The organism is Kocuria sp. ZOR0020, from assembly GCF_000800955.1.
In the GTDB taxonomy this organism is placed as follows: Bacteria; Actinomycetota; Actinomycetes; order Actinomycetales; family Micrococcaceae; genus Kocuria; species Kocuria subflava.
On record NZ_JROX01000017.1, the window covers coordinates 1 to 22,256 of the forward strand.

General features: G+C 64.2%; 20 protein-coding genes and 1 pseudogene. 14 read left to right on the forward strand and 7 right to left on the reverse strand.

What is annotated here, in order from left to right; translation table 11 throughout:
• Nucleotides 1-823 (forward strand): annotated as a pseudogene (locus L979_RS16130) (hypothetical protein); the annotation flags it as partial.
• 75 nt (nt 824-898) lie between these two features.
• Here L979_RS16130 and L979_RS01265 read toward each other — a convergent pair.
• The 4 genes from L979_RS01265 to L979_RS01280 form a co-directional block, all read right to left on the reverse strand.
• Nucleotides 899-1,930, reverse strand: a complete 1,032-nt coding sequence (locus tag L979_RS01265; protein WP_047688283.1) for a peptidoglycan bridge formation glycyltransferase FemA/FemB family protein — start codon at nt 1,928-1,930, stop codon at nt 899-901.
• An 89-nt stretch (nt 1,931-2,019) separates the two neighbouring features.
• Nucleotides 2,020-3,672 carry an LCP family protein gene (locus L979_RS01270; protein WP_231559341.1) on the reverse strand — a complete coding sequence of 551 codons (1,653 nt, stop codon included), beginning with the start codon at nt 3,670-3,672 and terminating at the stop codon, nt 2,020-2,022.
• Nucleotides 3,673-3,737: 65 nt separating this feature from the next.
• Nucleotides 3,738-4,256 (reverse strand): 5-(carboxyamino)imidazole ribonucleotide mutase, encoded by a 519-nt coding sequence (purE, locus tag L979_RS01275; RefSeq protein ID WP_047688285.1) that lies wholly within the window; start codon nt 4,254-4,256, stop codon nt 3,738-3,740.
• 156 nt (nt 4,257-4,412) lie between these two features.
• A complete protein-coding gene (locus L979_RS01280; RefSeq protein ID WP_047688302.1) occupies nt 4,413-5,588 on the reverse strand; it encodes a 5-(carboxyamino)imidazole ribonucleotide synthase in 1,176 nt (391 codons plus the stop codon).
• 184 nt (nt 5,589-5,772) lie between these two features.
• Here L979_RS01280 and L979_RS01285 point away from each other — a divergent pair, with 184 nt between their 5' ends.
• Complete coding sequence (locus tag L979_RS01285) at nt 5,773-6,396, forward strand: GtrA family protein (RefSeq protein ID WP_081993526.1); 624 nt, start codon at nt 5,773-5,775, stop codon at nt 6,394-6,396.
• Here L979_RS01285 and L979_RS14235 read toward each other — a convergent pair.
• Entirely contained in the window at nt 6,383-7,180 is a 798-nt protein-coding gene (locus L979_RS14235; RefSeq protein WP_052209307.1) for a TIGR03089 family protein, read from the reverse strand. The two genes, L979_RS01285 and L979_RS14235, sit on opposite strands and share 14 nt — an antisense overlap.
• A gap of 334 nt (nt 7,181-7,514) precedes the next feature.
• On the opposite strand from L979_RS14235, the gene L979_RS16590 reads away from it, so the two are divergent.
• The 3 genes from L979_RS16590 to L979_RS01310 all read left to right on the forward strand — a co-directional run bounded on the left by L979_RS16590 (nt 7,515) and on the right by L979_RS01310 (nt 9,938).
• A complete protein-coding gene (locus tag L979_RS16590) occupies nt 7,515-7,982 on the forward strand; it encodes a WhiB family transcriptional regulator (protein ID WP_052209308.1) in 468 nt (155 codons plus the stop codon).
• An 18-nt stretch (nt 7,983-8,000) separates the two neighbouring features.
• Entirely contained in the window at nt 8,001-8,588 is a 588-nt protein-coding gene (locus tag L979_RS14245) for a DUF3499 family protein (protein WP_369792952.1), read from the forward strand.
• A 357-nt stretch (nt 8,589-8,945) separates the two neighbouring features.
• A complete protein-coding gene (locus L979_RS01310) occupies nt 8,946-9,938 on the forward strand; it encodes a DUF1461 domain-containing protein (protein WP_231559342.1) in 993 nt (330 codons plus the stop codon).
• 9 nt (nt 9,939-9,947) lie between these two features.
• Here L979_RS01310 and L979_RS01315 read toward each other — a convergent pair whose 3' ends face one another.
• On the reverse strand, nt 9,948-11,636 hold the full coding sequence (locus tag L979_RS01315; RefSeq protein WP_231559343.1) for a dolichyl-phosphate-mannose--protein mannosyltransferase: 1,689 nt from the start codon (nt 11,634-11,636) through the stop codon (nt 9,948-9,950).
• 73 nt (nt 11,637-11,709) lie between these two features.
• Between L979_RS01315 and rsmI the strand changes: the two genes are divergently transcribed.
• The 7 genes from rsmI to L979_RS01345 all read left to right on the forward strand — a co-directional run bounded on the left by rsmI (nt 11,710) and on the right by L979_RS01345 (nt 18,242).
• On the forward strand, nt 11,710-12,618 hold the full coding sequence (gene rsmI / locus L979_RS01320; RefSeq protein ID WP_369792953.1) for a 16S rRNA (cytidine(1402)-2'-O)-methyltransferase: 909 nt from the start codon (nt 11,710-11,712) through the stop codon (nt 12,616-12,618).
• A gap of 13 nt (nt 12,619-12,631) precedes the next feature.
• Nucleotides 12,632-13,633 (forward strand): TatD family hydrolase, encoded by a 1,002-nt coding sequence (locus L979_RS01325; RefSeq protein WP_047688289.1) that lies wholly within the window; start codon nt 12,632-12,634, stop codon nt 13,631-13,633.
• A gap of 37 nt (nt 13,634-13,670) precedes the next feature.
• Nucleotides 13,671-14,624, forward strand: a complete 954-nt coding sequence (gene rsmA / locus L979_RS01330; protein WP_231559344.1) for a 16S rRNA (adenine(1518)-N(6)/adenine(1519)-N(6))-dimethyltransferase RsmA — start codon at nt 13,671-13,673, stop codon at nt 14,622-14,624.
• A complete protein-coding gene (locus L979_RS01335; RefSeq protein ID WP_231559345.1) occupies nt 14,621-15,586 on the forward strand; it encodes a 4-diphosphocytidyl-2C-methyl-D-erythritol kinase in 966 nt (321 codons plus the stop codon). The genes rsmA and L979_RS01335 overlap by 4 nt, the downstream gene beginning before the upstream one ends.
• Before the next feature lie 329 nt (nt 15,587-15,915).
• The gene (locus tag L979_RS01340) at nt 15,916-16,941 is read left to right on the forward strand and encodes an acyltransferase family protein (RefSeq protein ID WP_047688291.1); all 1,026 of its coding nucleotides are present in this window, start codon (nt 15,916-15,918) and stop codon (nt 16,939-16,941) included.
• 69 nt (nt 16,942-17,010) lie between these two features.
• Entirely contained in the window at nt 17,011-17,253 is a 243-nt protein-coding gene (locus L979_RS16140; protein ID WP_168023470.1) for a glycosyltransferase, read from the forward strand.
• The gene (locus tag L979_RS01345) at nt 17,247-18,242 is read left to right on the forward strand and encodes a glycosyltransferase (RefSeq protein WP_197052040.1); all 996 of its coding nucleotides are present in this window, start codon (nt 17,247-17,249) and stop codon (nt 18,240-18,242) included. Before L979_RS16140 ends, L979_RS01345 begins: the two co-directional genes overlap by 7 nt.
• A 43-nt stretch (nt 18,243-18,285) precedes the next feature.
• Here L979_RS01345 and L979_RS01350 read toward each other — a convergent pair whose 3' ends face one another.
• Nucleotides 18,286-19,599: a phosphotransferase gene (locus tag L979_RS01350; protein WP_047688294.1), complete on the reverse strand. Its 1,314-nt coding sequence runs from the start codon at nt 19,597-19,599 to the stop codon at nt 18,286-18,288.
• A gap of 95 nt (nt 19,600-19,694) precedes the next feature.
• Between L979_RS01350 and pdxH the strand changes: the two genes are divergently transcribed.
• On the forward strand, nt 19,695-20,369 hold the full coding sequence (pdxH, locus tag L979_RS01355; protein WP_047688296.1) for a pyridoxamine 5'-phosphate oxidase: 675 nt from the start codon (nt 19,695-19,697) through the stop codon (nt 20,367-20,369).
• A 208-nt stretch (nt 20,370-20,577) separates the two neighbouring features.
• A complete protein-coding gene (locus tag L979_RS01360; protein ID WP_047688298.1) occupies nt 20,578-22,038 on the forward strand; it encodes an APC family permease in 1,461 nt (486 codons plus the stop codon).
• Nucleotides 22,039-22,256: the final 218 nt, after the last annotated feature.

Here is a 22,256-nt window from a genome sequence, read left to right on the forward strand (position 1 = left end):
CGCCGCCCATCAGGCAAGAACAGCCGATCAAGCCAGCACTGCCAATCGGCCCGGTACCACCAATTCGACCGCAAGCGAACATGAGACCCCGAACGGCCACGCGACCCTTGTCGGCCACCAGACCCTTGACGGCCGCCAGGGCACATGGGAGCAGGAGGCCGACGCCGAATCCACGGCGGCCAAGCCCAGCACCAAGATCTCCAAGCGGGAAGCACGCAAGCAGCGCAGGGCACGCAAGCGTGCTGGTCAAGCCGCAGCCAGCTCGACCGTGCAGGACAACGCCGCGGCGCAAGACTCTGCGCAGCGGGACCATGAGGATGAGACCCCCACGGGTGAGATCGATCCCGTGACGCCGGAAGGCTCGGATGGCCCGGACGGCTCCAGCGGCCCGGACGATTCACTAACCCCGGAGGCCGCTGCGCGCCGCCAGGCAACTGAACCGTCAGGTCAGGACGCCACAGACCCCACAGCCCACGACGCCATCAAGTCCACAGGCCAGGACGCTGCTGAGCCTGAAGCTGCTGAGCCTGAATCCGAGTCGGTGACGCAGTCCGACCCCCGACCTGAGCCGGAGACCGAGCGGGCCGATTCACCTGCGGTCCAAGAACGCCCCCATCAGGACAGGCAGCTGGATCCGGCGTCGACCTCCGGCCCGTCGTCAGATCCGGAACCTACCAACGACGTGGAGCAACAGCCGGGAGCAGACCGGTCCAACCAGCACGTGGAAGGTGACACCTCCCGGCGCTCGCGGGGTCCGTTGGCCTTTGGCAAGCGGGTTTACGCAGAGAGCCTCCAGGCTTTCCGGGACGCTGCCGGCCGTTGAGGCCCACCACGTGGTGAGAACGGGGCCCCGGTACCGCAGGCGCGGTACGGGGCCCCGTCGTCGTGAGCGCGAGTGTCAGGCCTGGTCGGTGCCTGAACGTCCGCGGACCTTGCGTGCGGTGTCCTTGACGGTCGCCAGCAGGCCCGGCGCCTTGGACTTGGCTGTCCCAAGACCCTCCCGAGCCATCCGGACACCGGTGTAGGCGGCGTACTTGGCCGTGGACACCGGCAGGTCCCAGGTGCCGGGGAACTCCACGGGTTCGCCACCCAGGTCCTTCTTGAACTTGGTGAAGCCATACCATTCGTGTTCGGGCCCAGCACCTTCCGGGGCGGTGCCGAAGAGGTCAAAGTGCTTCTGACCCTTTTCCTTGGCGTCCAGAATCATGCGCACCACCAAGGGGCTGCCCGCGGAGAGTTTGCGGTGTTCACGGTCCATGGCGGCGTGCGCATAGGTGCGGGTGTCTTCAGAGTCGTAGACCAGGGAGGCGCCGATCGGTTCCCCGTCCAAGCGCGCCACGTACAACACGGCGGCACCTTGCGGCATGAGCACCTGGGCGGCGGTGCGCAGGTAGTCGTCCTGCTGGCGGTTGAAGTTCTTGCGCTCAGCGGTCTGGTCCAGGAACTTCAGCAGAATCGAAACCGCATCCGGATCCGTGGTGGCCGTGAAGGTCACACCCTTCTTGTGGATGTTGCGGTGCAGGTTCCGGTTGGTGGACTTCATGTCCTTGAGCAGTGCGTCCTGATCCCTGGTCAGGTCAATGATCTGGGTGTGGCCCGGCTGCACCTGACGTGGCGCCCACTGCAACCCACGACGACGCAGCGCTGCCTCCGCTGTTTCCAATCCGTCCTGGATCTGAGCGAAGGCCGGCTCCACACGGACAAACCAGCAACCGTGTGCCTTGGCTGCCTGCTTCAGGGATTCCAGTGCGGCGTCAAAGGCTTGCGGGGAATCGGCAATCGGTCCATACGGGGCGTAGAGGTATCGGCCGGTGGCTCCACCTTCAACGGTGGCCTGCCAGGAGTATCCGGGACCCTGATCCTTGACCACGGTGTGGCCCAGTTCCGTCTGGAAGTCCGCCCATGCTTTGCTCTGAAGAATGTTGGTCACCCGGGCTACTGTACCGGGGCCGCAGTGACCATTCCTGGCTCAGGACCACGCCACCGGAATGTAGGCGGGATTCAGCACCATGCAACGGCTTACGGCACCGAGCAGGTTCCGTTGGGGGAGAGCTCGGTGGATTGACCATCCGTTGCTCCGGCCTCTGTGGTGGCCTCTGGCTGAGTGGGGTCCGTGACTGTTTCCGTGGGCACCATGACCAATCCGCGCGCGCCCAGGCCGGAGCCTGTGGACACAGGAGCATCTGTGGCCACGGCCTGTGCCTGTACCTGCGCCTGTGCCTGCGGCTGGCCTGAACCGTCAGCACTGTCCAAGAGCTGCTGAACATCAGAGTGCAGTTGGTCGTAATCCGGGTACGTGGGGAACATCGCGTCGTAATAGGGCGGGCCTGCGGCATAACCGATCAGGTCGTAGTTCTTGGCTTTCAGGGCCAGATCCACGAACGAACCGATGGAAGACTGCGGTATGTCCGTTTCCACCACTTGAGTACCGGCCTGCGCCATCTCCTCGAACTTGGAGACCACGTTGATCGGACTCAGCTGTTTGAGCATGGCCGTCTGAACGCAACGTTGGCGGGCTTGACGGTCGTAGTCCGACGCCCCTTCACGGGAGCGGGCGTACCAGAGGGCGTGGAAGCCGTCCAGGTGTTGCACACCCGGTTCAATGTAGCCGTCAATGGGGTTGGGCAGACCGGTGATCTCGTTGGTGCCACCACCAATGGGTACCTCACCACCAACATCAATGGTGATGCCACCCATGGCGTCAATCAGCTGCTCGAATCCGGCCATGTCGATCATGGCGTAGCCCTGAACCTCAATGCCCAGGACACCGGAGGCCGCATCCATCATGGCCTCAGCTCCCGCATCATCCACGTTGCCGTACACGTCCTCGTGGTTCTGGGTGACATCCGTGTAGATGGCGTTGAGCAGGCATTCGTCCCCGCAGTCGTAGCCATTGGGATAGACACTTTGCATGGGCGAGCCATCAGCAAACGGGACGTTCTGGAGATTGCGTGGCAGGGAGATGGTCACGGTTTGACCCGAGCCGGCGTCAATGCTCACCACTGTCATGGAATCGGGTCTCAGCCCCAATCGATCCTCACCGGCATCGGCGCCCATGAGCAGAATGTTGTAGCGCCCGTCCACCGGCCGGAACGGCAGACCGCCCCCAAAGATCTGCCCCACGGTGGCTCGGGTGACATTGACCAGGTGAGCGGTGTAGCCCAGGCCCCCGGAAGTCACCACGACCGCCACGACGGTGGCCACAATGGCAACGGTCCGGGCCTTGGTGGACAACAGTCCTGGTCTGATCAGCCGCAAGGTGTCCAGGAACAGCAGTCCCCACCCGATGGCCAGGGCTACCAGCACCAGGGAGATCACAGGCGCGGTCAATCCGTTGGTCACCAGGAAAATCAAGGGGGTTCGCCAGAAAAGAGCGGAGAGCAGCAGTACAACCAGCAGCGCCCAGCACACCACAGTGACGGTCAGAGCAATCCGACCCACGTTGCGGTTGCCTGCAGCGATCTGTGCAGAACCTGGTACCAACAGGGTCCCGGCAAGCAGCAGGCCCGCGCGTTTGTTGCGCCCGCCCGCGGAGACGTATCGCGGATTCACCAGAGCATTCGCCCATGAGCCCACGCGGCTGGTGGTGCGCACGGGAGCATCGGCATCCAGTTCCCCCACGACGTCGTCGTCGGGGAACCTGTTGTAGCGAAAGTCTTGTGAAGCTGTCACGGGGGGAGCGCCTGTGGGTCGGGGAAGTGGGAAGTGCCGGCCTGAAGAAGGGCGAGGGCGGGTGGTCAGTCCGCCACGCGCTCACGCAGGGCGGCACCCTTGCTGTGTGCCGTCTGATTCAGCTCTTGTGCGAAACGCTCGAGGGCTGCGCGCAGTTTCAGGGCGTCCGGATCAGTGCCTGCTGCCAACATGCGGGCTGCCAGGAGGCCTGCGTTGCGGGCGCCGCCGATGGAGACGGTGGCCACGGGGACTCCGGCGGGCATTTGCACGATCGAGAGCAACGAATCCAAACCGTCCAAGGTTTTCAAGGGGACCGGGACGCCGATCACGGGAAGCACGGTGGTGGAGGCCAACATCCCCGGCAGGTGGGCAGCACCTCCGGCGCCTGCGATGATCACGCGCAATCCGCGTTCAGCCGCGTTGGCGCCGTAACGAATCATCTCGTGTGGCATGCGGTGGGCGGAAACCACGTCAACCTCGCACGGGACCTCCAACTCCGCCAGGACTTCAACGGCTGCCTCCATGACGGACCAATCGGAGTCCGAACCCATCACCACGCCCACAACGGGCTGTGAGTCATCCATTCTGTTCTCCTTGTGTAACCGGCCGGAGCCGCAGCAGGTGGATCTGCCCATTGACGTGGGCGAGGTCGATGCACCGTCACGGTACTCCGGCTCTCTGGGGATCAGCCGGTAATGGGTCTGTGGTGTTGCATGCAGTTGGTGGGGCTGGTGCTCTGGTCAGTGGCCGTCGCGGATGATTCGAGCCGCCTCAGCGGCCTGCTGTTGCAGCTGCGGCAGATCCTGCGGGCTGTGACCGGTGACGTTGACATGGCCCACCTTGCGGCCGAACCGAACGCCTTTCCCGTACAGGTGAATCTTGGCAGCGGGTACGCGACTCATGGCGGTGGTGAACCCCTGAAACAGATCCGGGTTCTGTCCACCCAGAATGTTTTTCATCACCGTGGCACCGCCAATGAACCCGGTCTGACCCAACGGGAGGTCCAGCACGGCGCGCAGGTGTTGTTCGAACTGACCGGTCACGGAGCCGTCCATGGTCCAGTGCCCCGAATTGTGCGGGCGCATGGCCAACTCATTGACCAGGAATCCGCGTCCCGGCACGTCAAAGAGCTCAGCTGCCATCACACCGGTGACGTTGAACTCGGTGGCCAAGGTACGGGCGGCTTGTTCGGCGGCCTGCGCAAGGTCAGGATCCAGGCCGGGGGCCGGTGCCAGGACCTCATCACACACCCCGTCAACCTGGATGGATTCCACCACCGGCCATGAGCGGACCTCACCGGATGGTGTGCGAGCCACCAGAGCGGAGAGTTCCCGGGTGAACGGCACGGCTTCTTCTGCCAGCAGTGCCGGAAAGCGTTGGGCGTTGAACCATTCGGCTGCCGTGCCACCACGGGCGTCCTGTTCCGAATGCACCATCAGGACACCCTTGCCGTCGTAGCCGCCGCGGGGGGTCTTGAGCACCACGGGCCACTGATCAGCGGCAAAGTCCACGAGTTCATCAACGGAGGAGACCTCCGCCCAGCGCGGATTGGGCAGCCCCAGTTTCTCCACCGCGCGGCGCATGACGATTTTGTCCTGGGCGTGCACCAGAGCTTCCGGGCGTGGTTCCACGGCAACACCTGCGGTCAGCAGGGCCTGCAGATGCTGGTTGGGCACGTGTTCATGGTCAAAGGTCAAGGCATCCACTCCGTCGGCAAAGTCCATCAGCGTGGCCAGGTCCGTGTAATCACCCACCTGGTGGTGGGCGGATGCGGGAATGGCACAACTGTCCTGCGCTTCAGCCAACACGCGCAGCTCGATCCCGAGTTCTGTGGCGGCCGGTCCCATCATGCGAGCCAACTGACCGCCGCCCACCACGCCGATCACCGGGCCGGTGGTGGCAGCGGGGGACGGGATACGGCGGTTGACCGTGTTTTCCGAGGACTGCGTCGCGTTGCTCACCCCACCAGGGTAATACTCGCCTGGGTGCTTATGATGGGCGCACGCGCTGCCCCTGGCACGGCTGAGCCAAACCGTCAGCCCCGTGACTCATGAGGACAACAGGCGCATTGAGCGAAACCCATTCGAAAGCCTGTTTCACATGATCAATCGTTTCAAAGCTGCCTGGCACCTGTTTGTGGCCGAACTGATGAAGTTCGGCACCGTGGGTGGCCTGGCATTCCTGGTCAATGCCGGTGTGGTCTGGATTCTGATGCACACCGTCTTCCAGGAGGGTGGGCACGTCAAGGCCAAGGCGATTGCCACGGTGGTGGCCACGTTGTTCTCCTGGGTGGCCAACCGGTACTGGACCTTCCGGGACAAACGGCAGTCGGACACCAAGAAGGAATTGGTGCAATTCCTGATTGCCAACGCGATCGGCATGGCCATTGAACTGCTGTGTGTGGTGGTCAGCTACTACGTACTGAACCTGACCAGCCCAACGGCGTCGTTCATTTCCGGAACCATCGTGGGCACTGCCCTGGGAACGATTTTCCGCTACTTCGCGTACCGATTCTGGGTGTACGCGGTCAAGCTCGATGACGAACCCGGCTTTGCCCCCTCCACCGCCTCAGAGATGGCTGCCATCACCGGGCGCCTGCCGGTGGTCAAGCCCAAGGCGGGGGAAACGGCTGCTGCAGCAGCCACTGATTCCAGTTCCTCACCGCACACCGCAGCAACGACGACGCAGACACGAACGGACGACGACGACCTCAGCTCCAGGTGAGCCCCACGCGCTCGGTGGACAGAAGATGCGCCACGTCTGTTCCCGGGCGGTCCGTGATCACCACCGTGGTGCCTGTCATCCACGCCGCCAGCAGGCGGGCGAAACTCTCAGGTGACCAGGTTGCCGTGTTGAGGTGAACCGCATTCACCGGGCCTGACCCCGTGCGCAGGTCTGCTGCCTGCTCCTGTGCTTGTGCCATGAGCTCGGCTAGTGAGAGGTGCTGGCTGTGGCCGACCACCGCAAGTTCCTGGTCAGCTGCTGACGCCCCGGCATCTGCGTAGTGGTCCCCATGGGCGCGGATCTCCGCGCAGAAGTCGATGGCACCGGCCGGCAGCAAACTGGGGTCCAGTTCCATGGCCAGCGCGGGGTAGGCCAGCACCATCAGGTCGCCTGCGGCCGCGCCGAACACGTCACCTTCAGCAGAGGACCGCTGCGCGTCGGGTGCCATGGTCACAGCCAAAGCCACGCCGGCGCCATTGTTTTCGGATGAATCCGCCAACACCACCGTGGCCCCAACACGCCAAACACCGGCCACCACCACGGCGGTACGCCAATGCACGGTGGGCTCCAGCAGCACCCGGTCTGCGGGCATCAGGCCCAGGTCATCCACCAGCAGATTGGCGGTCTTGGCCACCCAGTTCTCCAGGACCCGGCCGGAAAGTTCCACGCGTCCGCCGTCGTGACCGTAGAACACCAGAGCGGGGGTGGGCTGCTGGGCCATGGACTGCAGCAGCGCCGGCACGGACTGTGGCTGAGCACTGCGGGGTGAGGAGATCGTGGGCAAAGTGGCCTCCGATTCGGTGAACTGCCCTGAATCCAGGGTGTGGATGCGTGTGACGTGCGGAGATTTTGCTTGCCGCCTACCGCGTCACCGCGGTTGTGTGGTGCAGGCGGGAGTTGCCAACCTGGGATCCGAGCTTGACGTTCAGGTGCTTACAAGCGTGTAATTAATGTCGTGGCGAGGTGCCGTGAAGGCCCCACTCCGGTGCTCGGAGCCCCCGATTCGCAGACCCCAGAAGTTTAGGTCAGCGCGTCCTCGAGCGGAACCGGTGGGCCTGTACCCGCCCCTCAAGAGAAGTGAAGACTCCACGTCTTGCCAACTGACCGGAAGGAATGACATGGGAGAGCCCGCCCATCACCGCGCAGAGGTGGCGCAGGCCGCACGGCGGCGGCGGGGAAGCCGTTCTGTTCCGCAGGATTGGTTCCTGGATCCGGTGGATGCTGACGCAGCGCAGCGCTACACGGATTCCAACCAGCGTCAGCAGCTCACAGCTGAGGCCCCCGAGCACGTCACCGATGCAGCGGCCGTGCCCGGTTCCATCTGGCAGGCGGTTGCCGGGGCCTACGGGATCGACGGCGATGAAGGCGAGTTGGCATGGCAGACGGATGCGCTGTGTGCCCAGACGGATCCGGAAGCCTTCTTCCCGGAAAAGGGCGGTTCCACGCGTGACGCCAAGCGCGTGTGTGAGGCCTGCCCGGTCAAATCGGAATGCCTGGACTACGCCATGGCCCACGATGAGAAGTTCGGCATCTGGGGTGGCCTTTCCGAGCGTGAACGACGCCGTCTGCGCCGCGCAGGCCGCTGATCCGAATCCTCTCCTGTGGTGGACACACAATCTGAGGCGCCCCTGGCGCGGCTGTGCTCCCGTCAGGGGTGCAAGCGTGAAGCGCTGTACACCCTGACCTACGTTTACGCGGATTCCACCGCTGTGGTGGGCCCCTTGTCCGTGCACAACGAACCCCACGCCTACGACCTTTGTGAAACCCATGCCCAGCGGATGACTGCTCCGCGTGGATGGGAGATCCTGCGGGTGGAGGTTCCGGGGATCGATCAGGACACCCAGGCGGCTTCCCACGCCTCCGTGACGCCCTTGGCCCCTGTTCACCAGCCAACCACGCTGGGCAAGCCTGACCCGGTTGTGGCCGAAGCCCGGTCGCAGAGGGCTGAGCCCGCCATGCAGCGGTCTGCGCCGGTCAGCACGAGCCCTGAACCCTCGAGGCAGGACCGTGAGTCCGCCCGCCAAGAATCAGGACCCTCGGCCCAAGAGTCGTATGACGGCGAGGACTCCTTGGTCAATGAAATCTTTTTCCACCAGGACTCCGAGCGTGAGATGATCCGTGACTCCACCCCCGCTCAGCCCAAGGGGATGCGGATACCGCACTTGCGGCGTCGTCCCCGTTCCGATTCTTGAGTGGACCGACTCCTGAGTGGTCCAACTCTTGAGCAGACGAGCCGGTGAAGACCCCCCCAACCCCCGCGGGCCACGGAAAGACACCACCCATGACTGCAACCCCCGCACCTCCCCGTATGCGACGTGGCGACGGAGTCTCCAGCCTGTCACCGGCTTTGCGTGCCGTGATCTGTTGCCCCATGACACGTGCCAAACTGGTGGCCGTTGATGACCACCATTTGATGAGTGAACGCCCCTACAGTGAGGGCGTTCATCCTGTGTTTCCCGTGGTTGACGGGATTCCCAATTTTCTGCCCCTGACCCAGACGCCAGACGCATCGTGAGCGCGCCGGGGTTGCCTGTGAAAGAAGTAGCCCCGTGAGCCCACGCCAATCCCGTTCCACCGGCCGATCCCAGTCATCACGGGAGGGCACCGGCAGCACTGCGGCAGGCAAGGTCACCGGTGAGGACTGGGGGCGGCTGAACGCAGCCGTGACCCCCACCGGTTCCATGGACCTGCTGGGCAACATTCCCACGGAGACCGGCTCCATGCGTGCTGTGGGTCCCGACTGGAACCCGGCCTCGGCCACCTCAACCCACCGTGGTGCGGTCGGCCCCTGGGAGGACAACCCTGAACCTGCAGGCTCCCGCAGCGCCACGGATCAGGCCGGTGCTTTCCGGGATGACCACGACGCCGAAGCGGCCACGGGGCTGCGATTGCTCACTCGATTCCTGGTGGGGTTGGCCGTGCCACTGGGGCTGCTGGCGGTGGCGGTGCGCTTGGTGGCTTCCCCGGTGTTTCTGTGGATCGAGTACAACCGCCCGGGTTTCCCGGATGACCCTTATGGATTCGGGCCCGGGCAACGCATGAGCCTGGGCTCGCACGGTGTGGACTACATCCTCAACTGGGCCCCGCCCAGTTTCCTGGGCGATGTCCGAACGGCCAACGGCTTGGCCTGGTTCCGTCCGGAGGAAATCTCCCACATGACGGACGTCAAATACGTCATGCAGCTCGGTCTGGCTGCAGCTGTGGGCGTGGTCCTGGTGGCGCTGGTGGCCGTGGTGCTGCGCCGCAGACGTGATGCGGCGGGCTTGATCCGGGCCGCAATGCGGGGTGCATGGGTGACCATTGCCGCGCTGGCGGTGCTGGCTGTGGTGGGGATGCTCTCCTGGGAATGGTTCTTCACCACGTTCCACAGCCTGTTCTTTGCCGATGGAACCTGGACCTTCAGTCTCTCGGACACCTTGATCCGGCTCTACCCCACACAGTTCTGGATTGACGCCGCGGCCACCGTGGCGCTGCTGACCGTGGCGGGATGCGCGGCCGTGATCCTGTGGGGGCGCCGGGCGCTGCGGCGTCGTGTGTGTTGAGTGGCTCCGTCAGATCCAGCTGGGGAACCACATGCGTTGGTGCCAGGCATCATAGGAGATGACTTGGGCTGACCAGATGGGCCAGAAGTAGGCGGCCACCGCTAGGACCAACACCAGCCACAGACCGATCACGCTCCAGCTGAGCACCCGGTGCACCTGTGGGGTTTCCGGGCCGGGGATCAGCATGCTCACCCCTGCAGCCAGCAGCAACACCATGAACGGTACGTACGGCAGTGCGTAGAAGAAGAACTGGGTGCGCTCGGGGAAGGCGAACCACGGCAACCAGCCCACGGCCACCAGTGCCAAGGGAGAGAGCAACCGCCAGTCGAATCGCCAACGGCGCCACACCAGGGCCAGCACCAGCAGCGTGATCATCACCGGAATGGCTGACCACCAGATGACCGGGTTGCCCACGTTCAGAATGGCCTGGGAGCAGTTGGAGGCCGTGCAGCCGCCCTCTCCGTTCTGCAGGGATTCGTAGAAGTAGGACGTTGGGCGGCCCAGGATCGGCCACTGGGCCGGCCCGGCCATGTAGGTGTGCGTTGCATCCAGGCCTACGTGGAAGTTGTACGCCGCCTTGTGGTACTCCCACAGCGAGCGCAGGGACTCTGGTAACCACTGCACGCCTTCGCCCGGATTGTTGGCGGCCCACTGGCGGTGGTACCCGCCTGAGGTCCGCAACCAACCGGTCCAGGTGGCCAGATAGGTCAGGGCGGCCACGGGGATCATGGAGACGAAGGCGAACAAGCCGTCCTTGAGAACACCGGCCGGAAACCACATCCGCACTCCGGCCGCGCGGCGAGCGCCCAGGTCCCAGGCCACGGTGATCAGCCCCAGCGCTGCCACGTAGTACAAAGCGTTCCACTTGACGCCTATGGCCAGCCCGCAGGAAATCCCAGCTGCGATCCGCCACCACCGGATGCCCAGCCACGGTCCTGCCAGGTATGGATCGGGCTGTGGCGGGCGTTTGGGGTCCGTCAGACGTTTGACCAGCCGCAGGCGGCCGTCAACTCGGTCCAGCAGCAGGAACACAAAGGCCAGCAGGATGAACAACGCCAGGAAAATGTCCAGCAGAGCCAAGCGCGAATGCGTCAGGTGCAGACCGTCCACGGCCAGCAGTGTCCCGGCCACGGCCGCCACCACGGGGGAGCGGAACATCAACAGCGCTGCGATCACCACCAGGGCGATCATGGCGGTCCCGGCCACGGCGGGGAAGAACCGCCATCCAAAGGCGTCCCCGGGGCCAAAGAGCATCATCCCCAGACCGATCAGCCGTTTTCCCAGCGGTGGGTGCACCACGAATGACGCTTCTCCCGTGGGGCTGGGAACATTTCCGCTGGAGAAGCCGTCGTCGGCGTTTTCCGGCCACTGTTGTTCGTAGCCGGATAGCACCAGGGCCCAGCCGTCCTTGACGTAATAGGTCTCGTCAAAAGCAATGTCCTGGGGGCGGCTGAGCTGCCAGAACCGCAAGATGGCGCCCAACACCACCGGCAACACGGGAAGGATCCACATCCAGCCGGCCACAGGTGCCCAACCGGGCAGGAGGCGTTCGCGCAACTGCACCCGGTCCTGGGGTGCCTGCCGGGCCGGTGCCCACGCCCGGGATGCCGTGGCGCAACGCGCGGCGGTGCTGCCGGAGGCTAGCGAGGCGGCGGAATCCGGGCCGTTGGGTTCGGGGGCTTGGGGGGATGAGGTCACGGCCGTCATGGTAGGTGACCCACCTGCGTTCTGGGTCCACCGTGAAGTGGATGTCCCGCCTAGAGTTGGGTGCGTGACTTCCCAAGACCCCATCAGTAGCCCTCAGTCCTCAGCCACTGGGGAACCGGCCACCTCTGCGCTGCCCTCCGGTGCGCTGGTGTTGGCCGGGACACCGATCGGGAACCTGGGGGATGCCAGCGCCCGCTTGCGTGAGGCCTTGGCCACCGCGGAAGTGATCGCCGCAGAAGACACCCGGCGGACCCGCAAGTTGGCCTCCGGCCTGGGAATCACCTTGAGTGCACGCCTGGTGGCCCACCACGAACACAACGAGGCAGCCTCAGCGGAAGACCTGCTGGCGGAGGTGCGTTCCGGCAGAACCGTCCTGGTGGTCTCAGATGCCGGGATGCCCACCGTTTCCGACCCCGGCTACCGGGTGGCTGCTGCCGCGGCGGCGGAAGGACTCACAGTCACGGCCCTGCCAGGGCCATCTGCTGTGCTCACAGCGCTGGCGGTCTCCGGACTGCCGTCAGACCGGTTCGTGTTTGAAGGTTTCCTGCCCCGCAAATCGGGTCAGCGTGAAGCCAGACTACAGGACTTGACCACCGAACCCCGGACCATGGTGTTCTACGAGGCACCGCACCGGTTGGGGGCCATGTTGACGGCCCTGACGGAAGCCTTCGGTTCCGCACGTCCGGCAGTGGTTGCCCGCGAGCTGACCAAACTCCACGAGGAAGTTCTGCGCGGCACGGTCGGTTCCCTGGCCGAGCTGGTGGAGGGTGAGGGAGTTCGTGGGGAAATCGTCGTCGTGGTGCAGGGCGCCCCGGAACCGGATCCGCAGAAACCGGAAGACCTGGTGGAGGAAGTCGAGGCACTGGTGGCGGACGGGATTCGACTCAAGGACGCCGCAGGTGCGGTGGCAGCAGCCCAGGGTCTGTCCAAACGGGAGCTCTACGAGTCCGTGTTGGCCGCACGGGAGAGCTGACTAGGCTGGTGGGATGACCTCCAACCGCGCTGCTTCCCTGTGGCCAGACCCGTCTGACCGCCCCGTCACCACCACCGGTGAGGTTCCTCAGGCCTATCGTCCGGAGCACTACGGTGTTCCGGAGAATGCTGCCAGTGGAGCCGGTACGGACCGCCGGGACCACAAGGCCGAGTCCGGGCACACCCGAGATCTGCGGTTCCCGGAGGCACCGGCGCCGTTGCCCGTGCCGATCGTGGACAACCACACCCACATGGACACCCAGGACGGCCGGGTGCGGATCGGGCTGACCGACATCCTGGACACCGCCGCCGATCTTGGGGTGCGCGGGGTGATCCAGGTGGGGTACGACGTCGAATCCGCCCGGTGGGCCGTAGAAGCGGCTGAGGCCGATGACCGTGTTCTGGCGGCTGTGGCACTGCACCCCAATGAGACTCCTGCACTGGCCGAGGCCGGTGAGCTTGAGGATGCGCTTCAGGTGATCACCGCACTGGCCGCCCATGATCGCGTGCGAGCGATCGGGGAGACCGGGCTGGACTACTTCCGTACCCGCAAGACCCGTAGGCACCACCAGCATGACGCCTTCCGGGAGCACATCCGGCTGGCCAAGTCCGTGGGCAAGGCGCTGCAGATCCACGACCGTGACGCCCACCAGGACATTGTGCGGATTCTCCAGGACGAGGGGGCACCGGAACGCACCGTGTTCCATTGTTTCTCCGGGGATGCCGAGCTGGCGCGGATCTGCAATGACAACGGCTGGTACATGTCCTTTTCAGGCACCGTGACCTTCAAGAACTCCACAGATCTCCAAGAAGCCCTGCGGGTGGCCCGCCCGGAGCTGATCATGGTGGAGACAGACGCACCGTTTTTGACCCCCCACCCTTACCGCGGCCGGCCCAATGCGCCGTACATGGTGGTGCAGACCGCCCGGTGGATTGCCGAGCATCGGCAGATCCCTCTGGAGCAGTTCTGCACGCAGGTGGATGCCACGGTTCGTTCCGTCTACGGGGATCACTGAAGCGGCTGTGGATCTTAAGGACCGGTAGAATCCAGCCGTGATTGATTCCCCCCGCACCACGCCTGCACCTCTGTTGGGTCCTGCCGAGATCCGAGAGCTTGCGGAGCTTCTGGGGATCCGTCCCACCAAGACTCTGGGGCAGAACTTTGTGATCGACCCCAACACCATTCGGCGCATCGTGGCGGCTGCCGATCTTGAACCCGCAGCGGAGACGGTCCTGGAGGTGGGCCCCGGTCTGGGGTCGTTGACCTTGGGTCTGTTGGATGTGGCCCGGCACGTGGTGGCGGTGGAAATTGATCCTCCACTGGCCCGCCAGCTGCCCAAAACCGTTGCCAGGTTCCGCCCGGAGCGGGTGGAGGGGATCGACGTCGTTGAATCGGATGCCCTGGCAGTCACCGATTTGCCCCAGACACCGGATGCGCTGGTGGCCAATCTCCCGTACAACGTGGCCGTGCCCGTGTTGCTGCATCTGATGGGCAGCTTCCCCTCCATTCGTCATGGTCTGGTCATGGTCCAGGACGAGGTGGCCGATCGCTTGGCAGCAGGACCTGGCTCCAAGGTCTACGGGGTGCCGTCCGTGAAAGCCTCGTGGTTTGCGGAAGTGTCCAAGGCCGGGGTGATCGGAACCCAGGTGTTTTGGCCCGCACCCAGAATCAGTTCCGGGCTGGTGCGCCTGGTCCGGCGATCCGAGCCCGTGGCGCAGATCGGTGCCGGTACGGCCCAGGGTCTGACCGGGAACCGGGCAGATGCCGCGGACCGTGAAGCCGTGTTCACCGTGGTGGATGCCGCCTTTGCCCAGCGGCGCAAAACCCTGCGGGCGGCCCTGAGCGGATGGGCCGGTTCGGGGGCTGCGGCAGAAGAAATCCTGATCGCTGCCGGCATCCAGCCCACCGAACGTGGGGAAAAGCTGGACGTTCACCAGTTCGCAGCGATCGCAGCGGCAGGTGTGAACCACAACGTGTATCCGGTGGAAGGGCAGTACCGCGCGTGAACACCACCTCGGTTCGGATGGAAGCACCCGGCAAGGTCAACCTGTTCTTTGCCGTGGGACCGGTTCGTGCGGACGGGTACCACGATGTGGCCAGCCTCTACGTGGCCACAGACGTTTGTGAAGCCGTCACCGCCACCTATGACCCTGACCTGACCGCCGGGCAGATCATGTGCACGGTGGACGTGGTTCCCGACTCCCTGGTGGACCAACAACAACACTGCGGCAGCTTTGACCTGGCACAGGTGCCCGTGGATGCCGGAAACCTGGCCGTTCGAGCGGCACAGGCCGTGATCGAGGGCGCCGGTGGACTGCCCGGTGGGGTGCGCCTGCACATTGAAAAGTCCGTACCTGTGGCCGGTGGCATGGGTGGTGGATCTGCTGATGCTGCTGCCGCCATCCGGGCCACCGTGGAACTGGTCTCGGCCGTGACCGGGCGGGAGACCATGGTCAGTGACGCCCTGGAGATCGCCCGTGGGTTGGGCGCAGACGTGCCCTTTGCCATGACCGGGGGAGCTGCCATCGGCACCGGGACGGGGGCGGATCTGGTGCCCGTTGCCGTGGGCGAGCCCTGGTCAGCGGTCCTGATTGCCGACGACGGCGCACTGTCCACACCCGCCGTGTTTGCCACGCTGGATGAGTTGCGAGCCCAGGGGAGGTTGACCACCCCGGAGCCTGATTCCCTGGCTGTGCCCGAGGACCTGCTGGATGCCCTGGCCGGTCAACCCGTCACGTTGGCGCAGGTGTTCGGATGCCTGCGCAACGACCTGCAAGCACCAGCTGTGGAGCTCGCCGCGCACCTGGGGCCGCGGCTCCAGGAACTGCGGCTGGCAGGTGCTGTGCCCATGGTCTCCGGATCGGGGCCCACCATGATCGCCCTGACCGTAGACCAGGATGCTGCGACCCGTCTGGCACAACAATTGCGTGATGTTGGTGCTCACGCGGTACCCACGCAGTTGGGGTGAGTCAGCGTGCGATGCCGGGGCGCCGGCGTCGTCGTCAAGGTTTGTTTTTGCAAGTCACAGCAATATTCATGGGTCTGGGCGAGTGGGAAACGTCATAGCCTTCTGAGGTCGCTTGCCGTCCGTGTCGCGGTTAAGTTGGATCACGCAGAACGTCTGATGCGCGCGCACTCTTGGGGAATCTGTGCGCGCCCCGGCATCACAGGGGACAGGCAGAACATTCAGCGTTGCTGAGCCATGGCCGTGCACCAAACGCGACCATTGGGGGAAGCACCTTGGCTCATCAGCAGAGCCCCGGGGCGGGTCCGGGGAAGCCCGCCCGCGAAGAATGGATGGACACCGTCAAGGGTGTGGCCATCACCTTGGTGGTGTTCGGTCACAGCATCAAGATCCTGGGCGGTGAAGGATGGGAGGTGGCCAACCTCTTGAACCAGCTCAACATTGTGATCGGGCAGTGGCGAATGCCCGTGTTCATGCTGGTGGCAGGGTTTTTTGTCACCCGCTCCATGACCAAGTACGGCACGCGCTTCTGGCGGCTGCGCCCCGTCAACATGGCGTGGTTGTTCCTGTTCTGGACCGCCGTCTACTGGGTGGTTTACCCGGTGATCGGGGCGGTGGACCGCGATCGCACGGCCGGGGCCACGTTCTCCGAGATCGTCTGGCACACCGTCACCTTTCACTCGTATCTCTGGTTCCTGCTGGCCCTTGCGATCTATTACGCGCTCCAGGGCTTGTTGGGAGTCACCCCCAACGAATGGGTGGTGGCCCTGGCCGGTCTGCTCTTCCTGGTGTTCGTCCCGGGCCTGGTGGCAGACGTCAGCTGGGGGACCAATGAACTCTTCACCAACTGGGTCTTCTTCCTGGTGGGTGCATGGTGGTCCCAGGGCATCCGCACCTGGGTGGCAGGTGTGCCCACATGGCAGGGCATCCTCTGGTGCCTGGCGTTCATGGCCGCGATCCTGGTCTGGATGCCCACACGGGACATCCCCGTCCTGGAGAACTTCGGTGGAGTCCTCCCGCCTCTACTGGCCATCCCCGCGGGGCTTTTCCTGCTCTCCCGTCTGGACGGCAAACCCGGACTGCGGTGGGCGCGGCGTGTTGGGCCGCGCAGCCTGGCTGTCTACGTGCTCCACCCGCTGCTGATGCAGTTGGCAGTGGTGGCATTGACCTGGGTGGTGGCCAACCCGACGGACAGCGCCGTGTGGCCCTGGCTCCACTGGGCTGGTCCGCCCGTGTTCACAGTCCTGGCCGTGATGCTGTGCCTGGGCATCCAGCGGGCAACCGCCAACGTGCCGTACATGTGGGGCCTGCCTGCACCCAAGACCCCACCGGCCCCCAGCAGAGGACGCCACTTGTGATGTGAGGCCCTGTGAGGTCAGCAAAGCCGCGTATCGTGTGCGTCACGGCGAGCGTAGGGAGTACCACCGATGCACATTCTGATAGCCGCCATGCCGTTTTCAGGCCACGTTCTCCCGTTATTGGGCGTGGCCCACGCGCTGGTGAACCGTGGTCATTCGGTCACTTTCTACACTGGTGCCGCATTTCAGACTCACGTGAAATCTGCCGGTGGCACCTGGTTACCGTTCAACCATGCCCCGGACTTTGATCAAAAGGATCCTGACCCGGCGTTGCCAAGATGCGTTCAGGTGATGGTCTGCTGGCAATGCTGAGCAGTTTTGAGCACATCTTTTTTGGCAGCGCTGCCGGTCAGACCCAGGACATCATGGTGTTGAACAGCACCCATCCGGTGGATGCGATGGTGGCGGATGCCACGTGCATCGGACCTGGTCTGGTGTCAGAGCTCGCTGGAATTCCCTGTGCATCATTTACGGCATCGCCCACAGGTCTGGGCATGGGGCGCCTTTGCACCACGGCAGCAGATCTCACCGTCAACAGGGCCTTCCGGCATTTCCACAACACAGCCCGGGCGGAGGTGGGGCTGCCTCCAACGCGGCAACTGGGCCTGGAAGGTACGTGGTCCAACCAATTGGTGTTGGCCCAAGGAGTGCCCACACTGGAAGGTCTGGAATCTGGCCAGGGTCAGGTCCTTCATTTCATCGGAGATGCGGCCCGGGGTGCAAGAAGTTTCGGGCGTGCTCACGCCGATCCGGATTCCGGAGGACTTCCGGCCAACAATTCCCCGCTGATCCATGTCAGTCAGGGCACGTTGGGACGTGACGATTTTCCTTTGGGTCAGCGGGTGGTCCAGGCTTTGGCAGATTCCGATTGCAGGATTGTGGTCAGCGGGCTCAAGGACGGTGGTGAGGGGAAACCATCCGCAGCCCCCAGCGCAGGTGGTGGATCGGTGCAATATGTGAACTGGGTGGACCAAGACCTGATGTTTGAGCGCGCCGATCTGTTCGTTTCCAACGGTGGATATGGGGCGGTTTTGACCGCTCTGGGTCACGGTGTGCCTGTCTTGGTGGTGCCAGGTGCTCAGGACAAGCCGATGGTGGCGGCCACCGTGGCGCGCGCCGGGGTGGGCCGGCGCATCCATCAGCGCAAGGCAACAATCGGCCGGATCGGGGCAACGGTCCGGTCCATGCTGGCTGACGACGGTTTGCACAACATAGTGTGTGTGGTTCAACGGGAGATGGAGGCAGCTGGCGGTGCCGATCGGGCGGCAGAGCTGGTGGAGTTTTCTGTCTCTCTCTCCTGATCATGTGCTGTGATGCCAGCAGCGCGATGCGCATGATCGGTGGTCAGGACAAACGCTCGTACTCCCGCATCAATGTCTCGGCCCGGCGCAGGCGATCTTTGGCGGCCTCAGCGCCGTGACGCCGGGCCGAGACACCGATCAAGGAGATCAACACACCTGCAGTCCGGGCGCGCAATTCAGCGGGTTCCACCAGTTCGTCAAAGATCCGGGTGTGGCGCTGCAGGATCGTTAGATGTGAACGGGCAGGGCTGTCGCCGGCCAGTGCCCACAGATGTGCCAGATAGCACGCCAGATCGTCACTGAGCCGCCCTGGTCCCACGTTGTCCAGATCCAGAACTCCCGTGATGGGCCCAAGGGCCGGATCCACCGGGTGAGGCCCCAGGATCACGTTGCCCGGGTGGAAATCGCCGTGCGTGGGGACCAGGTCTGAATCCGCAGGTGAGACACATGCGGTGTGCACTCGTTCGGCCAGGGAATGTACGCGGCGTTGTTCATCCGGTAGTGCGCCAATCGCCGAACGCGCGTGGTCCAGCACGCGGTCCGCCCAGGACGGGCGGCTCGACAGGTTCATCACCTCTGGTGGAAACCTGTCCAGAACAGCCATCAGTTGTTCGGGATCGGGGATCTCCGTATCGCGTCCACAGAAGACCTGCGCCACCGTGGGCCCGGCCACGGGGCTCAGGGCCACCGCGCCGTCACCCCTGGTTGCCAGGGGCCTGGGCACAGGAACGTTTGCCAGCGTCAGAAGGTTGTGCGTGTGTAGCAACTCGGCTTGCCTGGACGGGCGGACAACTTTGATGTAGGCCAGGTGCTGGTCGTCGTCGTGGTGACGTGTGGTGATGGCCCGTGAATTGACCTGTGCTGGCGGCCCGGAGAACACCCGGAACACGGCCCGGCGTGTGGGGCGATAGCCCACGGGAACACTGCGAACGGGGCCGTCCCCCACAAGATCGGCGGTGGGGGCAGCGGCGGAGTGCAAACCCGGCAGCCAGGGATCTTGGGGCCACAACCAGGCGAAGAACCTCAAACCCTTCCACTGGATGGTGGTCACTTGAGCATCACGGGGCATGGGGGCCGTGGACAGACACACCATGACCTCACCCGGACGCAACCCCCGGTGCCGCGGTAACGACGACGGACGGCGGTCCACCATCACCGCGAAACAACCGGTCACACCGGCACCAGGGCGGTGGTTGAGCTGAACCAGCCGCCAGGAGCCGGTCGGCAGGGCGGAGGCCGAGGCACCAGGAACACACAACTGCGCAGCGCGGGTGACAGCGGCCAGCGCACGGTCAGCACCGGGGCCGGAGATCAACTGCACCGCTAGGGCTTCCGCCTGTTCCGATTGGGGCGACATGACCACATCATGGCACCCGCCCCTACTCTTCCCGGACGCACAATGGAGGTGGGGCGCCGATCCCGGCACCCCGGTCAGACGGACATGGAGCAACCGTGCACAGCAACGACTACCAACGGATTGTCTACACCGGCACCGGACTGGAGGCTGCAGGTGGCACAGAGCGCGGACCCACACCGCTGACGTTGTTGGAGCAATGGTGGGAAGCCGCGGTGGCGGATCCGCGGGTGACGGAACCGGCGGCGGCCACGTTGGCCACGTTCGACGTCGGGACTGGCCTGCCGGACAGCCGAGTGTTGTTGATCAAGGATTTTGACGCTCAAGGATTGCGGTTCTTCACCAACCGGGCATCGGCAAAAGGCCAGCAGTTGGAAACAACACCGGCGGCATCCATCACCATGCTGTGGCATCCCATGTTCCGCCAGGTCAGATTCCGTGGGCCGGTGGAGCAGACCTCACGCGATGAGGACCTTGCCTACTGGCAAACACGCCCCCGCGAGTCCCAGATCGGCTCCAGCTCCTCCCATCAGTCACAGCCCGTGGAATCGAGGGAACAGGTGGCTCAGAATTTCCAAAAGGTTGAACGTGCCCACCCGGACGGTGAGGTGCCGTTGCCGACCACGTGGGGCGGGTACCGGTTGCGTCCCGTTGAGGTCGAGTTCTGGGTGGGGATGCCGGCGCGCCTCCATGACCGTGTCCAGTGGAGCGCGGATCGGCCGCTGCCCATGGATTCCAACCACGGATGGAGCGTGCAGCGACTGCAGCCGTGATCTGGGGCTACTGTTGATCGTGACATCACCGTTTACGGCTGAGATGACACCCCGTTGCGTGTCATCTCAGCAGTAAACGGTGATCTCGCCGGTGAAATATTTCGGCTGCACGCTGCTGGATGTTCGAACTGAAACAGCGCGAGAGTAGTCTGCGGGCACTCTCCAGCGCACCGGCTCAACGCCGGGCATTTCAGAAAGGGGTTGGTTCATGGCCAAGCTCGACACCACGGCTGTTGCCACCATTGAGGGTGGACACGAAGGCGGGGACCTCAAACGGGTCATCGGACCCAAGTTGTTGTTGCTGCTGATCATGGGCGACATCATCGGCGCCGGCATTTTTGCCATCACAGGCCGGGTGGCCGGTCAGGTGGGAGGCGTGGCCTGGTTGCCGTTCCTGCTGGCCTTTGTGATTGCCACCCTCACGGCGTTTTCCTACCTGGAACTGGTGACCAAGTATCCGTTTGCCGCAGGCGCTGCATTGTATGCGCACAAGGCTTTCGGAATTCACTTCATCACCTTCATTGTGGCGTTCACCGTGGCCTGTTCGGGCATCACCAGTGCGGCCACCTCCTCAACCCTGGTGGGCAAGAACCTGTTGATCGGGATCGGCCAGTTCTGGGAGGGTGTGCCATCAGGCCCCAACGCCTCCATGTTCGCGGCCATGGTGATTGTGGTGATCCTGGCGCTGATCAACCTGCGTGGCGTGGGGGAGAGCGTGAAGTTCAACGTGGTCCTCACCGTGGTCACCTTGGCAGTCATGGCCGTGATCATCGCCATCGGTGCCATGGCGATCGCCAACGGACAAGGCGATGCCAGCCGCCTGGTGGTGTTTGAAACCCCGCAGGACCGCAGCATCTTCACCGCCGTGACCATGGCAACCGCCATCGCGTTTTTTGCCATGGTGGGATTCGAAGACTCCGTGAACCTGGTGGAGGAGACCAAGAACCCGCAGAAGATCTTCCCCAAGATCATGCTGACCGGACTTGGCCTGTGCGCCATCATCTACATGCTGGTGGCGGCCACGGTGATCATGGTGGTCCCCGCAGGAGACATCGCCAACCCCAAGAACCCCGACGCCGGCATCCTCCTGGACGTGGTGCGCATTGGTGCCCCGGGTATTCCGGTGGATGCGATCTTCCCGTTCCTGACCGTGTTTGCCGTGGTCAACACCGCACTGATCAACATGCTCATGGCAAGCCGCCTGCTCTACGGCATGGCCAAGCAGGGCGTGCTGCCCAAGGCACTGGGCCATGTTCTGCCCAAGCGCCGCTCCCCGTGGGTGGCCATCCTGTTCAGCACCCTGCTGGCGTTGGGGTTGATCGCCTACGTCAACCAGAACTCTGAAAGCGGGATTGTGGCCGCCCTGGGCAGCACCACCGCTTTGCTGTTGCTGTGCGTGTTTGCCGTGGTCAACGTGGCCGTGCTGATTCTGCGCCGTGATCCCACCCCGGAAGACGGCTTCCGCACACCCACTGTCCTGCCCATCCTGGGCGCCCTGTTCTCCCTGTTCCTGGTGGGGCCCTGGGCACGTTCCCGTGCGGAATGGCTGCAGTACGAGATCGCAGGGGCCCTGCTGGCCATCGGCATCCTGCTGTGGGTGGTGGCCTGGGTGGCCAACCTGCTGCGCTCGCCGGAGAAGGAAGAGGTGGAGGAGATCTCCCGCTTCTGAGGTGTGAACTTCCCATATGAGATCACCGGTGGGTGATGAGATGACCCGCAACAGGGTGTCACCTCATCACCCACCGGTGATTTCACGCAGCGGGCTCAGGTGGTGGTCAGCAACACCTTGGTGGCTCGGCGTTCATCCATGGCCTTGTATCCCTCCGCGGCTTCCTCCAAAGGGGCTCTTCGTAAATGAGGGTGTAGAGCCTGCTCTGTGAGTCCGCA